This window comes from Rathayibacter sp. VKM Ac-2926 (genome assembly GCF_022815565.1).
In the GTDB taxonomy this organism is placed as follows: Bacteria; Actinomycetota; Actinomycetes; order Actinomycetales; family Microbacteriaceae; genus Rathayibacter; species Rathayibacter festucae.
On the sequence record NZ_JALGRS010000004.1, the window covers coordinates 237333 to 251318 of the forward strand.

Here is a 13986-nt window from a genome sequence, read left to right on the forward strand (position 1 = left end):
GGCGCACCCGCCTCCCGCGCACATGCTGGTCGAGCAGCCCCAGAACGCGGCGTATCGAGACCCACCGTCATCAGCAGAGCGGGCCTGCAGACTCGTCCTGCTGACGCTGGTCGATCTCGATACGCCCGCTGCGCGGGCTACTCGATCAGCATGGGCCTCCCACCGGACCGGACACGTCGGTCTCGATACGGGCGCTCCGCGCCCTACTCGACCAGCATGGATGCCGGAAAGCTCAGCCTTCCGGCGGGCACGCCGCAGGGTGCAGCCGGAGGCGCGATTCGCGTGCCAGCGAATCGCGCTAGGCGTCCGCGACCCGCTCTGCGGAACGGACCACCCCGAGGAGCCGACCGCGCGGACGCCGGGCGGGGACCGGCGTCCGAGCGAGCCGGGCTGCGCCCGGCGAGCTCAGTGGCACAGCCTCTCGAACCAGCTGAGGGCGCTCTGGTCGGTGAGGTTGGCGACCTGGTCGACGACGACGCGGCGGCGGGCGTCGTCGGTGCCGGCGGCGTTCCAGTCCTCGGCGAAGCCGGCGTCGAGGGCGCCGGCGCCGCGTTCGAGGAGGGTGTCGGCGAGTCGGGTGAGGACCTCGCGCTGCTGGGCGTAGATCGGCTGGCGGGTGTTCCGCGACATCACGAAGGTGGCGACGATGCCCTTGAGCACGGCGATCTCGGCCTGCTGCTCGCGGGGGACGACGACGTGGCCGCCGAAGCGGACGAGGTCGGGGTGGGAGTAGGCGTCCCGGGTGGCCTCGGTGGCGGAGGCGGCGAAGCGGCCGATGAGCTGGCTGGTGAGGTTCTTCAGCCGGGCCTGGTCGCGGCGGGAGCCGTCCCAGGAGTCGACCCAGACGTCGAGCGAGTCGAGGCGGTCGAACGCGGCGACGAGCTCGTCGTGGCCGATCTCGCCGCCGACCCAGGAGTGCATCGACTCGACGAGGTCGTCGTGGTCCACGCGGGACCCGAGCGCGGCGACGTCGATGTAGCCGGAGAACACGGCGTCCTCGAAGTCGTGCACCGAGTAGGCGATGTCGTCGGAGAGGTCCATCACCTCGGCCTCGATGCAGCGGACTCCCTCGGGGGCGCCCTCGCGCATCCAGGTGAAGGCGGGCTCGTCGTCGGCGTAGAAGCCGTACTTGGCGCGGCCGGACGGATCGGCGACGGAGCGGGTGTCGGGCCACGGGTACTTGCAGCTGGCGTCGAGGCTCGAGCGGGTGAGGTTCAGGCCGTACGGGCGGTCGTCCTCGCCGAACACCTTCGCCTCGAGCCGGGTCAGCAGCCGGAAGGTCTGCGCGTTGCCCTCGAAGCCGCCGATCGACTCGGCCCAGGTGTTGAGGGCGCGCTCGCCGTTGTGGCCGAAGGGCGGGTGGCCGATGTCGTGCGCGAGGCAGGCGGTGTCGACGACGTCGGGGTCGAGGTCGAGGCTCGTGGCGAGCTCGCGGCCGATCTGGGCGACCTCGAGCGAGTGGGTCAGCCGGTTGCGGGCGAAGTCGACGCCGGCGGTCGGGCTGAGCACCTGCGTCTTCGCCGCGAGGCGGCGGAGCGAGCTGGAGTGGAAGAGCCGGGCGCGATCGCGGGCGAAGTCGGAGCGGCGGGTGCTGTGGTCCTCCGGCAGGAACCGCTCGACGTCGACGAGCGAGTACCCCCAGAGCGCGCGGTCATCCACCGCTGTGGTGGATCTCGGCGGCCGAGACGGCGTCGCGCTGGTCGGCGTTCAGCTCGCGGGACTCGAGCCAGCGGTCGGGCAGCGACGGCGTCTTCGGCGAGCCGCCGCGGCCTCGCTGGCCCTCGGCCGCCTCGCCCGGGTACGGCACGTCGGGGTCGAGGGTGGCGAGCAGCTCGTTGAGCTCGGCGAGGGTGACCACGGAGGCCATCTTCGCGCGCAGGTCGCCGCCGACGGGGTAGCCCTTGAAGTACCAGGCGACGTGCTTGCGGATGTCGCGGCAGCCGCGCTCCTCGCTCTCGAAGAACTCGCAGATCAGCTGGGCGTGCCGGCGGAAGGCCGTGGCGACCTGGCCGAGGGTCGGGGTGAAGCGCTCGTCCGAGTCCGCGAAGGCGGCGGCGAGGTCGCCGAAAAGCCACGGGCGGCCGAGGCAGCCGCGCCCGACGACGACGCCGTCGCAGCCGGTCTCGCTCATCATCCGCAGCGCGTCCTCGGCCGACCAGATGTCGCCGTTGCCGAGCACCGGGACGCTCGTGATCGCCTGCTTGAGGGTCGTGATCGCCGACCAGTCGGCCTGGCCGCTGTAGAACTCGGAGGCGGTGCGGGCGTGCAGCGCGATCGACGCGACTCCCGCGCCCTCCGCGGCCCGGCCGGCCTCGAGGTAGGTGAGGTGGTCGGAGTCGATGCCCTTGCGCATCTTGACCGTCAGCGGGATGTCACCCGCGGCCCGCACCGCGCCCTCGACGATCTGACGGAACAGCGGGAGCTTCCACGGCAGGGCCGCTCCCCCGCCCTTGCGGGTGACCTTCGCGACGGGGCAGCCGAAGTTGAGGTCGATGTGGTCGGCGCGGTCCTCGGCGACGAGCATGGTGACGGCCTCGGCGACCGTCTTCGGGTCGACCCCGTAGAGCTGGATCGAGCGGACCTTCTCGCTGGGGTGGTGGCGGATGAGGCGCATCGACTCCGGGGTGCGCTCGACGAGCGCGCGGGAGGTGATCATCTCGCTGACGTAGAGCCCGTTGCCGAACTCGCGGCAGAGCCGGCGGAACGCAGTGTTGGTGATCCCGGCCATGGGCGCGAGGACGACGGGGGCGTCGAGTTCGAGGGGGCCGATCCGGAGCGCCGGCGCGGTGCGCGCGGGCGGTGCGGCCATGAGAGTGGAGGACATCGGTATCGATTCTCCCAGATCCTGTGTTGGGGAAGGCGAACGAGCGGAGAGGTGGGGACGGATGGACGGGAACGGCACTGTGGAGGACGGCACCGTGGAGGACGGCACTGTGGAGGACCGCACCGCGGAGGACCGCACCGCGGAGGACCGCACCGCGGAGGACCGCACCGCGGAGGACGGCCCGGCGCGGTTCGAGGCGGATGCGCGCGAGCGCGGACTCGACGTCGAGATCGTCGACCGCCCGGAGGCCGGCAGCCTGGCCGAGGCGGCCGAGCTGCTGGGCATCGAGCCCGGCTCGATCGTGAAGTCACTGGTGGTCAAGCGCCACGACGGCGGCTTCCTCTTCGCGCTGGTGCCCGGCGGCCGGCAGATCTCCTGGCCGCTGCTGCGCGCGGTGGTCGGCGTGAACAAGCTCCGCCTGCCCGACGAGTCGGTGGCGCTGGAGGCGACGGGCTACCGCCGCGGCACGATCACGCCGATCGGCTCGACCACCGCCTGGCCGGTCGTCGCGGACGAGCGGATCGTCGGCCGCAGGATCGCGATGGGCGCCGGCACGAGCGGCCGGAGCGCTTTCGTGGAGGCCGACGCGCTGATCGCCGCCTACGGCGCGACGGTCGCCGACATCACGATCGAGGAGCCTGCTCGCTGACAGCGGGAGCGCCGGGAGCCGGCACCGAGCAGACACCGTCCTCGCAGACGGGCACGTCCGCGGCGCCGAGCATCTCGAACGGCCCGCTCGGCACTCGATCGCTCACGCGACGACCGCCCGCTGCGACAGCACGTGCTCGAGCACCTCGGTGAACGCTGTCGGCTCCTGCGCTCCGGAGACCCCGAAGCGGCCGTCGAGCACGAAGAACGGCACCCCGTTGATCCCGTACTCGCGGGCCTGCGCGATGTCGGACTGCACGTCGGCGAGGTGCCGCTGCTCGTCCAGCGCGCGTAGAGCCTCGTCGGCGTCGAGCCCGACCTCGGCGGAGAGGGCGGCCAGGACGTCGGAGTCCGCGAGGTCGCGCCCCTCGACGAAGTAGGCGCGGAGCAGTCGCTCCTTCAGCTCGAGCTGCAGCCCGTTCGCCTTCGCGTGGTGCAGCGCCTGGTGCGCCCGGACGGTCTTCACGTGCACGACCGACTCGAAGTGGTAGTCGAGGTCGACTCCCGCCGCGATCGCGGTGACGGAGTCGAGCATCTGCTGCGCCTGCTCCAGCGGGACGCCCTTGTGCTGGGCGAGGAACTCGGCCGTGCCGCCGCGGTAGTCCTCCGGCGTCTCCGGCGACAGCTCGAAGCTGCGGTACTCGACCGCGACCTCCGGCGCGTCGGGGTGCGCGGCGCGGAACGCCGCCAGCCCGCGCTCGAACTTGCGCTTGCCGATGTAGCACCAGGGGCAGGCGATGTCGGACCAGATGTCGACGGTGATGGGGGTCTGCGCTTCGCTCACTCCGAGGACAACCGCTGCCACCGGGAGCTATTCCCGCAGCACCCGGACGAGCTCGTCGACGTCGGACTCGTCGTTCCAGAGGTGGAAGGCGACGCGGAGGCGCCCGCCGCGGCCCGAGACGCGCAGCCCCGCGGCCTGCAGGCGCGCCAGATCGGCGCCGTCCTCGTCCGGCCAGGAGACGATCGCGCGGTGCTGCGGCGCGCGGTCGAGGCGCTCGCAGAGCTTGTCGCCCAGCCCGGAGGCGCGCGCCCAGACCGCGGCGAGGTCGAGGGAGCGGAACAGCTCGAGCGACGCCTCCGCCCCGACGAACGCCTGCCAGGCGGGCGAGACGTCGAATCGCCGGGCGTTCTCGGCGAGGTGCATCGCGGGCCCGTAGCAGGAGGACCAGACGTCCTCCCCCGAGTACCAGCCGGCCTGCACCGGCAGCAGCTCGGCCGCGTACTCGGGCGAGACGGTGAGGAAGGCGACGCCGCGCGGCGAGCAGAGCCACTTGTAGGCGTGGGTGAGGGTCGCGTCGAAGCGGGAGGCGTCCACCGGCAGCACGCCCGCCGCCTGGGTCAGATCGCAGGCCGTGCGCACGCCGTGGCGGGCGGCCGCCTCGACGACCGCGTCGAGGTCGGCGAGCGCTCCGCTGCTGGACTGCACGGCCGAGAAGACGACGAGGTCGTCGGCGTCCTCGACCGAGTCGGCGAGCGCCTCCAGAGGCACCGAGCGCACCACGACGCCGCGGTGGGCCTGGGCGAGGAAGGGGAAGACGATGGAGGAGAAGTCGCCGTCGACACAGAGGACGTGCGCTCCGTCCGGGAGCGATGCGGCGAGCACGGCGGCCATCGCCGAGGTCTGCGAGCCGATCGCGACCCGGTCGACCGGCACTCCGGCGATCTGCGCGAAGGAGGCTCGGGCGCGCTCGGCGACCGCTCCGTAGCCCGCGGCGGTACCGCAGCCGGCCGACCACTCGTCGAGGTCCGCGCGCAGGGCCTCGGCGGTCGCGCGAGGCGGCAGGCCCAGCGTGCAGGCGTTGTGGTACCCGCGGGCGCCGGGGAAGAGCGCTCGGAGGTCGGCGGGGGCCGGGGGTGCGGTGCTCACCCTCCGAGGATCCCCCTCGACGCCCGGATCGCCAACCTCGCGGCAGTACCGGGCGCGTCGTGCGTCACCGCGCGGCGAGGGCGTGGGCCTGCTCGATCAGCGCGACCACTGCTCGAGCGTCCTGCACGTCGACGGGTGACGGAGCGCCGTCGAGCAGGGCGCGGGCGACTCCCGCGAGGAAGGCGGCGTAGTTCCCGCGCTCGCTCGGCACGGCCGTCGTGCCGCGCTCGTCGGCCAGCATCCCCTCCGCGCCCTGCGGAACGACGCCGAAGTCCTCGTCCAGCGGAGTGGCGCCGCCGCCGCGCAGCGCGCCCTCCTGCGGGTCGAGGCCGTCGACCGAGAACGCGGCCCGCGTCCCGAGCACCCGGAAGCGCGGGGCGGAGGCGCGGGCGACCCGGCTCATCGTCAGGTGCGAGCGCACTCCGGATTCGTGGAGCAGCGAGACGAAGGCGTCGTCCTCGCTCGCACCGCCCGCGTGCACGACGCGGGTCTCCGCCGCGGTGACGACGGCCGGACCGAAGAGCACCAGGGCCTGGTCGACGAGGTGGCTGCCGAGGTCGAAGAGGATGCCGCCGCCCTGCGCCGGGCCGATCGCCGTCTGCCAGCGCCCGGTCTTCGGGGCGCTCCAGCGCTCGAACGTCGACTCGAAGCGGATCACGTCGCCGAGCGCTCCCTCCGCGAGGAGCCGGCGCAACGTCAGGAAGTCGGCGTCCCAGCGGCGGTTCTGGAAGACGAACACCGGCGCCCCGCCCGCCTCGGAGGCGGCGAGGATCGCGTCGACGTCGGCCGTGCTCGGCGCGAACGGCTTGTCGATGACCACCGCGACACCGGCGGTGAGCACCTGATCGGCCTGCTCGCGGTGCACGGAGGGCGGCGTCGCGAGGACGACCAGGTCGGGCCCCTCGGCGAGCACCGCGTCGAGGCCGGCGACGATCCGTGCGCCGGGATGCGCGGCGGTGGCCGCCGCCGCCCGCTCCGGATCGCTGGTCGAGATCGCGACCAGCACGACGTCCGGGTGCGCCTCGAGGAACGGTGCGTGGAAGATCCGGCCGGCGAGTCCGTAGCCGACGAGCCCGACGCGGAGTGTGCTGGTCCCGATCGTCATGCTCCGATGGTAGCCAGCGGCGCCACCGGGCCCGCCCGTCACGCCGACTCCCCCCACCAGCCGAGGTGTCTCGCGGGCAAGCGGACGGAGAAGAGTAGGCCAACCGCGCCGCGATCATCTCCGAACAGCGTCCACTGCACGCCGGCCCGGTCTCTGCGGCCCCCGCTCCCTACGCTGACCACTCGCACGCGACGCCGCCTCGTCGCGGCCGCGGCGACGTCCGGATCCGCCGCCGATCGCGAGACGAGTCGACGCCGTGCGGATCACGAGCCGACGACCGCGTCGCGGCGACATGAGCGGTGACGAGCGATTCACGAGGGATGGACACGATGAAGAAGAATCCGATGATCGGCGCGGGGTGCCTCCTGGCGCTGATGCTGTCCGGCTGCACCGCCGGCACCGCCGGCACGGTGGTCGACTCGACGAGCGGGCCCCGGGCGCAGGTGACCTCGTGGTTCACCCAGCACGGGGAGCCCTCCTGGTTCGACTGCCCGAGCGAGGCCGTGACGGGGCTCGACGGAGTGGACGTAACCTGCCGCAGCATCGCAGCGCCCGTCGACTGGAGCCGCCCCGACACCTCCGAGTCGGTGGACCTCGACCTGATCAGGGTCTCGGTGGGCGGACCGCACGACGAGGTGCTGATGGTCAACCCGGGCGGACCGGGCGTCTCCGCGCGGAACATGGCCCTCGGCCTGGCGACCGTGCCGGAGACCGCTCCCGTCTTCGAGAAGTACGACGTGGTCGGCATCGAGCCGCGAGGCGTCAGCCCCGAGACGGCTCTCGCCTGCGACGTCCAGGCGATGACCGCCGACGATGCGGGTGCGGTCGAGGCGTGCTCGAGCACCAGCCGGTTCGCCGTCCACGCGTCCAGCACGGACGTGGCGATGGACCACGAGCTGCTGCGGCAGGCGCTGCAGCAGCCGGAGCTCGACTACTACGGCGCCTCCTACGGCACCTACATCGGCAGCGTCTACGCGACCCTCTTCCCGGAGACCGTCGGCCGGATGATCCTCGACGGCGTCGTGGACACCGCCTCGCTGAACAGGGCGAGCGATCTCGAGGGCTTCGAGGCGAGCCTCACGCGCCTCCTCGCCGCCTGCACATCGGGTGGCATCGGCGAATGCCCCTTCACCGGCGATGCGACGACGGCGGCCGAGCAGCTCACGGCCCTCCTGCAGACGCTGACGGCGGAGCCCCGGACGGCGACCGACCCCGACGGCGCGCCCGCCGAGGTGGGCGGCCGCGAGCTCGCGTCCTTCCTGCTGACCAGCCTGTACGAGCCGCGGTCCTCGTGGGGAGAGACGGTCGCCGTCCTCCGCGGGGTGGTGGCGGGCGACGCGAGCGCGCTGGACGTCGTCGCGAGCGCCGACGACTCGGCTGTCGACCGAGCACTCGAGTACGCCGTCTACTGCGCCGTCCCCGCGGTCCCCGGAGCGAGTGCCGCTCCGGTCGCGGGTGAGGGTCCGACGAGCACGGGGCCGCTCGGCGTCCTCGAGCAGGCGGACGACCCGGTCCGGGACTGCGACCGGTGGGGCGAGTACGAGCGCCTGGATCCGGCGCTCTCCTACACGAGCGGGAACAGGATCCTCATCGCCTCCAACCTGCACGATCCGGCGACGCCGCACGCGGACGCCGTGCGGCTGCACGAGACCGAGGTGACGAACAGCACGCTCGTCGAGGTGGACGTGGACGGTCACGGCGCCCTGTACCGGGACTCGTCGTGCGCGACCGCCATCGCGAACGCCTACCTCGTCGAGGGCACCCTTCCGGCCGACCCGACCCGGTGCGGGACCGACGGCTGAGCCGCCGATCGTGCCGGGCGCGTCAGGCGGACGCGCCCGGCACGTCCACGGCGCCGCCGAAGCGGCGGGTGCGGCCGGCGTAGTGCCCGATCGCGCCCCAGAGGTCCTCGCGGGTGAAGTCGGGCCAGAGCCGGTCGAGGAAGACCATCTCGGCGTAGGCGCTCTGCCAGAGCAGGAAGTTGCTGGTGCGCTGCTCGCCGGAGGAGCGCACGAAGAGGTCGACGTCCGGCATGTCGGGCAGGTAGAGCGCCTTGCCGATCGTCTTCTCGGTGATGCCGGACGGCTTCAGCCGGCCCGCGGCGACCTCGGCCGCGATCCGCTGCACCGCGTCGGCGATCTCGGTGCGGCCGCCGTAGTTGACGCACATGGTGAGCGTGAGGACGTCGTTGCCCTCGGTCAGCTTCTCGGCGTACTGCAGCTCGTTGATGACCGACGCCCAGAGCCGCGGCTTCCGGCCGGCCCAGCGCACGCGGACGCCCCACTCGTTGAGCTGGTCGCGGCGGCGGTGCAGCACGTCGCGGTTGAAGCCCATCAGGAAGCGCACCTCGTCGGGCGAGCGCTTCCAGTTCTCGGTCGAGAAGGCGTAGACGCTGAGGTGCTTGACGCCGATCTGGATCGCTCCCGCGACCACGTCGAGCAGCGACGCCTCGCCGCGCTTGTGCCCCTCCACCCGGGTCAGCCCGCGGGAGTTGGCCCAGCGGCCGTTGCCGTCCATCACGATCGCGACGTGCTCGGGCACCGCCTTGCGCGGCAGCTCCGGCGGGTGCACGCCGGTCCAGTCGAGGGGGCGGAACGGGACGGCGTCCCTGTGGGTGAACGGCTTCATCGGGTGACGTGCTCCAGAGATCTCAGTCCGCGCTCGAGGTGCCACTGGGTGTAGGCGGCGACCACGCCGCTCGCTCGGGAGCGGGTCGAGGGCTCCGTCGTCTCGGCGTGCTCCCAGTCTCCCGTGAGCAGGGCGCCGAGGAGGACGACCACCTCCGGGGCGACGCGCGGGGCGCCGGGAGGCGTGCAGTCCTCGCAGACCACCCCGCCGAGCTGGACGACCACCGCGCCGTGCGGGCCGGGGGCGCCGCAGCGGGCGCAGTCCTCGAAGCTCGGCGCCCAGCCGGCGATCGAGAGCGCGCGCAGCAGGTAGGAGTCGAGCGTGAGCACCGGCTCGTGCTCGTGCTTCGAGAGCGAGCGCAGGGCGCCGACGAGCAGGAGGTACTGCTGCAGCGACGCGTCGGCGTCGGTGAGGCGGTCGGCCGTCTCGACCATCGCGCTCGCCGCGGTGTAGCTGTCGTAGTCGGCCGCGATGATCGCGCCGTACGCGCCGAGCGACTCGGCCTGCGTGACGATGTCGAGGCTCCGGCCCTCGTAGAGCTGCAGGTCGGCGACCATGAACGGCTCGAGCCTCGAGCCGAACTTGGAGCCGGTCTTGCGCACGCCCTTCGCGACCGCACGGATCTTGCCGTGGCTGCGCGAGAGCAGCGTCACGATGCGGTCGGCCTCGCCCAGCTTGTGGGTGCGCAGCACGACGGCTTCGTCACGGTAGGTGGGCATGCGCTCGATTATCCTCCCCACCCCTGACAACCCCGCGGTGGACCGGCACCCGCCCGCTCCCGCCCGTGGAACGATGGCTCGGTGGCCGCCTCCCTCTTCGAGATCCCCGCCTGGGCCGACCTCCTCGCCATCGCGATCGGCTGCCTGCAGGGCGCGATGTTCGCCGGCGAGTTCCGCGACCGCCGGATCGACCTGCTGGGCGTCACGATCATCGGCACGGCGACGGGGCTCGGCGGCGGCGTGCTGCGCGATCTGCTGCTGCAGACCCCGCTCGTGGCGCTGCACACCAACGCCTACCTGCTCGTCGCGGTGACGGCCTCGCTCTTCGGCATGCTGCTGCAGCACGTGCTCAACCGGGTCGACGGCACGATCACGGCGCTCGACGCCCTGACGATCGGGCTCTTCGGCGCCATCGGCACGACGAAGGCGCTCTCGCTCGGCGTGCCGGAGGTGCCCGCCGTGTTCGTCGGCACCGTCTCGGCCGTCGGCGGCTCGGTGATCCGGGACATCCTGCTCAACCGGCCGATCGCGCTGATGCACGTGGGCTCGCTCTACGCGATCGCCGCGACCGGCGGCACGGTGGTGCTGGTGGTCGCGCTGCGGTTCGGGATGGTGATCGACTACGCGGCGCCGATCGCGGTGCTGGTCACGGCCGTCATCCGGCTGCTGGCGGTGCGCTACGGCTGGAGCCTGCCGGAGCAGCGGGCGCTGAGCCGGGTGCCGCGTCTGGGCTGGCGGAAGCGCGGCTGACGGCGGGGATGCACGTCCGGACGGCTCGCGGAAGCCCGCGCCCGTGTCGGGGGTCCGACCTAGGGTGGCGGCATGACCGCTGCGGGCACCACGACCGACCGACACGACGTGCTGATCATCGGCGGGGGGAACGCGGGACTCTCGGTCGCGGGGCGCCTCCGCCGCTACGGGGTGGCGGACGTCGCGGTGATCGAGCCGCGCGAGACGCACCTCTACCAGCCGATGTTCTCCCACGTCGCCGGCGGCACCGCTCCCGCCTCGAAGGCGACCCGGCCGCAGGGCTCGGTGACGCCGAAGGGAGTCACCTGGATCCGGGACCGTGTCGAGGCGATCGATCCCGTCGCGAAGACGGTCGTGCTCGCCTCCGGTCGGCGGGTCGGCTACGGCGACCTCGTCGTCTGCCCCGGCATCCAGAAGGACTGGTCCGCGGTGCCCGGGCTGACGGAGGCGATGGCGTCGCCGGTCGGCGTCTCGAACTACGAGTTCGAGTACGCGCGGAAAGCCTCGAGTGTCCTCCGCGGGGTCCGCTCCGGAACGGTCGTCTTCACGCAGCCCAGCGGCCCGGGCACCTGCTCGGGCGCCTCGCAGAAGCCGATGTACCTCGCCTGCGACTACTGGCGCGAGATCGGCGTGCTCGCGGACGTCCACGTCGTGCTGGTCGTGCCGACACCCACGATGTTCGGCATGCCGCTGATCGACGCGGAGCTCGAGCGCAAGGTGGCGGAGTACGGGATCGACGTGCGCTACAGCCGCGAGCTGGTCGAGGTGGACACCGAGAAGCGAACGGTCGTCATCGCGGGCGACGACGGCCGCCGCGCGCAGCTGGGTGTCGACCACGACGCCGGGCACGTCGGCACCGAGCAGCGGGAGACGCTCTCCTACGACGTGCTGCACGCGGTCCCGCCGCAGTCCGCACCGGACTGGCTCGCGGGCACCGGACTCGTGGCGGAGGGGAGCACGGGCGGCTTCGTCGAGGTCGACCCGCTGACGCTGCGCCACCCCCGCCACCCCGAGGTCTGGGCGCTCGGCGACGCCGCGGCGACCACCAACTCGAAGTCGGGCGGCGCGCTCCGGCAGCAGACGAAGACCCTGGCGAAGAACCTCGTCGCCGCCCGCAAGGGGAAGCCGCTCCCCCAGGTCTACAACGGCTACTCGGTCTGCCCGTTCGTCGTCTCGCGCTCGACCGTGGTGTTCGCCGAGTTCGACGACCGCTACCGCCCAAAGCCGACCATCCCCTTCTGGAAGGGCCTCGCGAAGGAGCGCCGCCTCACCTTCCTCGCCGACCGTTACCTGCTCCCCTGGGTCTACTGGAACCTCATCCTCCAGGGCCGCGCCTGAGACGGAGGTCCGCCTCGGCGGCGACCGCAGCAAGCCCGCAGCATGCTGGTCGAGTAGCCGCCGCAGGCGGCACCGCCCCATGCTGGTCGAGTAGCCGCGGAACGCGGCGTATCGAGACCCACCACCGCATGAACACGGGTCTCGATACGCCCGCTCCGCGGGCAACTCGACCAGCATGGCGCGCCCGCTCCGCGGGCTACTCGACCAGCATGGCGCGCCCGCTCCGCGGGCTACTCGCCCGGCAAAGGAGGCTCAGGCCGAGGCCGTCGCCAGCTCGCGGTCCGGCGCCTCCTCGCGGAGGGCGCGGTTGACGGCCGAGACGATCGCCTTCAGCGAGGCGGTCGAGATGTCGGCGTCGACGCCCACGCCCCAGAGGGTGCGGCCGTTCACCGAGCACTCGACGTAGGAGGCGGCCAGCGCGTCGCCGCCGGCGCTGAGAGCGTGCTCGACGTAGTCGAAGACGCGGACCTCGACGCCGTGCTGCGCCAGCACCGCCTCGAAGGCGTTGATCGGGCCGTTCCCGGTCGCGCTCGCGGTGATCGTCTCGTCGCCGACGCGCAGCACGGCGTCGAGGGCGATCGAGCCGCCCAGGTCGCTCGAGGTGCTCGTGCGGGCCAGCTCGAAGCGGCCCCACTTGTCCTCGGCGCGGTGCGCGGGCGCGGGCAGGTACTCGTCCTGGAAGATCGTCCAGATCTGCTCACTGGTGACCTCGCCGCCCTCGGCGTCCGTCTTGGCCTGCACGACCGCGGAGAACTCGATCTGCAGGCGGCGCGGCAGGTCCAGCGCGTGGTCGGTCTTCAGCAGGTACGCGACGCCGCCCTTGCCGGACTGCGAGTTGACGCGGATGACCGCCTCGTAGGAGCGGCCGAGGTCCTTCGGGTCCACCGGCAGGTAGGGCACCGCCCAGGTCAGCTCGTCGCGGCTGACGCCGGTGCGCTCCGCCTCGGCCTCCATCGCCTCGAAGCCCTTCTTGATGGCGTCCTGGTGCGAGCCGCTGAACGCGGTGAAGACCAGGTCGCCGGCCCAGGGGCTGCGCTCGGGCACGGCCAGCTGGTTGCAGTACTCGGCCGTGCGCTTGATGCCGTCCATGTCGCTGAAGTCGATCTGCGGGTCGATGCCCTGAGTGAACAGGTTGACGCCCAGCGCGACCAGGTCGACGTTGCCGGTCCGCTCGCCGTTGCCGAAGAGGCAGCCCTCGATGCGGTCCGCTCCGGCCAGGTAGCCCAGCTCGGCCGCGGCGACGGCGGTGCCGCGGTCGTTGTGCGGGTGCAGCGAGACGATGATGTTCTCGCGCTGGGCGAGGTTGCGGCACATCCACTCGATCGAGTCGGCGTAGACGTTGGGCGTCGCCATCTCGACCGTGGCGGGCAGGTTGAGGATGACCTTGCGCTCCGGGGTCGGCTCGAAGACCTCGACCACGCGGTCGCAGATCTCGCGGGCGAAGTCGAGCTCCGTGCCGGTGTAGCTCTCGGGCGAGTACTCGTAGTACACGGCGGTGCCGGGCACCGACGCCTCCATCTCACGGCACTTGCGCGCGCCGGCGAGGGCGATGTCGATGATGCCCTGGCGGTCCTTGCGGAAGACGACCTCGCGCTGCAGCACGCTGGTCGAGTTGTACAGGTGCACGATCGCCTGGCGGGCGCCGCGGATCGACTCGTAGGTGCGCTCGATCAGGTGGTCGCGCGCCTGGGTCAGCACCTGGATGGTGACGTCCTCCGGGATCGCGTCCTCCTCGATGAGGCTGCGGACGAAGTCGAAGTCGGTCTGGCTGGCGCTCGGGAAGCCGACCTCGATCTCCTTGTAGCCCATCCGGACCAGCAGGTCGAACATGATGCGCTTGCGCTCGGGGCTCATCGGGTCGATCAGCGCCTGGTTGCCGTCGCGCAGGTCGACGGCGCACCAGCGCGGCGCCGTGGTGATGCGCTTGGCCGGCCAGGTGCGGTCGGGCAGCTCGACGACGATCTGCTCGTGGAACGGCTTGTACTTGCCGATCGGCAGCGACGACGGCTTCTGGGTGTTCTTCATGAGGGTGCTCTCCCGGCGCGCGGACGCGCCTGTCTCTCGTCTCGCGGGGATCCGGATGCGGATCGAACCACGCGGGTGG

12 protein-coding genes and 1 pseudogene are annotated in these 13986 nt (G+C 72.4%); 4 read left to right on the forward strand and 9 right to left on the reverse strand.

What is annotated here, in order from left to right; genetic code table 11:
* Nucleotides 1-405: 405 nt before the first annotated feature.
* From MT351_RS07340 to MT351_RS20410, 3 genes and pseudogenes are all read right to left on the reverse strand, one after another.
* A complete protein-coding gene (locus MT351_RS07340; RefSeq protein WP_123735464.1) occupies nucleotides 406-1659 on the reverse strand; it encodes a deoxyguanosinetriphosphate triphosphohydrolase in 1254 nt (417 codons plus the stop codon).
* The gene (dusB, locus tag MT351_RS07345) at nucleotides 1652-2824 is read right to left on the reverse strand and encodes a tRNA dihydrouridine synthase DusB (protein ID WP_243581756.1); all 1173 of its coding nucleotides are present in this window, start codon (nucleotides 2822-2824) and stop codon (nucleotides 1652-1654) included. Before dusB ends, MT351_RS07340 begins: the two co-directional genes overlap by 8 nt.
* Before the next feature lie 130 nt (nucleotides 2825-2954).
* Nucleotides 2955-3026: pseudogene (locus tag MT351_RS20410) on the reverse strand (hypothetical protein); the annotation flags it as partial.
* Between the two features lie 27 nt (nucleotides 3027-3053).
* Here MT351_RS20410 and MT351_RS07350 point away from each other — a divergent pair.
* Complete coding sequence (locus tag MT351_RS07350) at nucleotides 3054-3473, forward strand: aminoacyl-tRNA deacylase (RefSeq protein ID WP_243581848.1); 420 nt, start codon at nucleotides 3054-3056, stop codon at nucleotides 3471-3473.
* Nucleotides 3474-3575: 102 nt separating this feature from the next.
* On the opposite strand, the gene MT351_RS07355 is transcribed toward MT351_RS07350, so the two are convergent.
* The 3 genes from MT351_RS07355 to MT351_RS07365 all read right to left on the reverse strand — a co-directional run bounded on the left by MT351_RS07355 (nucleotide 3576) and on the right by MT351_RS07365 (nucleotide 6447).
* The gene (locus MT351_RS07355) at nucleotides 3576-4256 is read right to left on the reverse strand and encodes a DsbA family protein (RefSeq protein ID WP_123735461.1); all 681 of its coding nucleotides are present in this window, start codon (nucleotides 4254-4256) and stop codon (nucleotides 3576-3578) included.
* Between the two features lie 27 nt (nucleotides 4257-4283).
* On the reverse strand, nucleotides 4284-5342 hold the full coding sequence (locus MT351_RS07360) for an aminotransferase class V-fold PLP-dependent enzyme (protein WP_243581758.1): 1059 nt from the start codon (nucleotides 5340-5342) through the stop codon (nucleotides 4284-4286).
* Between the two features lie 64 nt (nucleotides 5343-5406).
* Nucleotides 5407-6447, reverse strand: coding sequence for a Gfo/Idh/MocA family oxidoreductase (locus MT351_RS07365; RefSeq protein WP_243581760.1), 1041 nt, complete (start codon nucleotides 6445-6447; stop codon nucleotides 5407-5409).
* Nucleotides 6448-6776: 329 nt separating this feature from the next.
* Between MT351_RS07365 and MT351_RS07370 the strand changes: the two genes are divergently transcribed.
* Nucleotides 6777-8249, forward strand: coding sequence for an alpha/beta fold hydrolase (locus tag MT351_RS07370; protein WP_243581762.1), 1473 nt, complete (start codon nucleotides 6777-6779; stop codon nucleotides 8247-8249).
* Between the two features lie 22 nt (nucleotides 8250-8271).
* Here MT351_RS07370 and MT351_RS07375 read toward each other — a convergent pair whose 3' ends face one another.
* Both MT351_RS07375 and recO read right to left on the reverse strand, forming a co-directional pair.
* On the reverse strand, nucleotides 8272-9075 hold the full coding sequence (locus tag MT351_RS07375; RefSeq protein WP_243581763.1) for an isoprenyl transferase: 804 nt from the start codon (nucleotides 9073-9075) through the stop codon (nucleotides 8272-8274).
* Nucleotides 9072-9794, reverse strand: coding sequence for a DNA repair protein RecO (gene recO, locus MT351_RS07380; protein ID WP_123445629.1), 723 nt, complete (start codon nucleotides 9792-9794; stop codon nucleotides 9072-9074). Before recO ends, MT351_RS07375 begins: the two co-directional genes overlap by 4 nt.
* Before the next feature lie 81 nt (nucleotides 9795-9875).
* Between recO and MT351_RS07385 the strand changes: the two genes are divergently transcribed.
* On the forward strand, nucleotides 9876-10544 hold the full coding sequence (locus tag MT351_RS07385; protein WP_243581765.1) for a trimeric intracellular cation channel family protein: 669 nt from the start codon (nucleotides 9876-9878) through the stop codon (nucleotides 10542-10544).
* A 72-nt stretch (nucleotides 10545-10616) separates the two neighbouring features.
* On the forward strand, nucleotides 10617-11882 hold the full coding sequence (locus MT351_RS07390) for an NAD(P)/FAD-dependent oxidoreductase (RefSeq protein WP_243581767.1): 1266 nt from the start codon (nucleotides 10617-10619) through the stop codon (nucleotides 11880-11882).
* A 252-nt stretch (nucleotides 11883-12134) separates the two neighbouring features.
* Here MT351_RS07390 and leuA read toward each other — a convergent pair whose 3' ends face one another.
* Nucleotides 12135-13907 (reverse strand): 2-isopropylmalate synthase, encoded by a 1773-nt coding sequence (gene leuA, locus MT351_RS07395; RefSeq protein ID WP_243581768.1) that lies wholly within the window; start codon nucleotides 13905-13907, stop codon nucleotides 12135-12137.
* Nucleotides 13908-13986 lie beyond the last annotated feature (79 nt).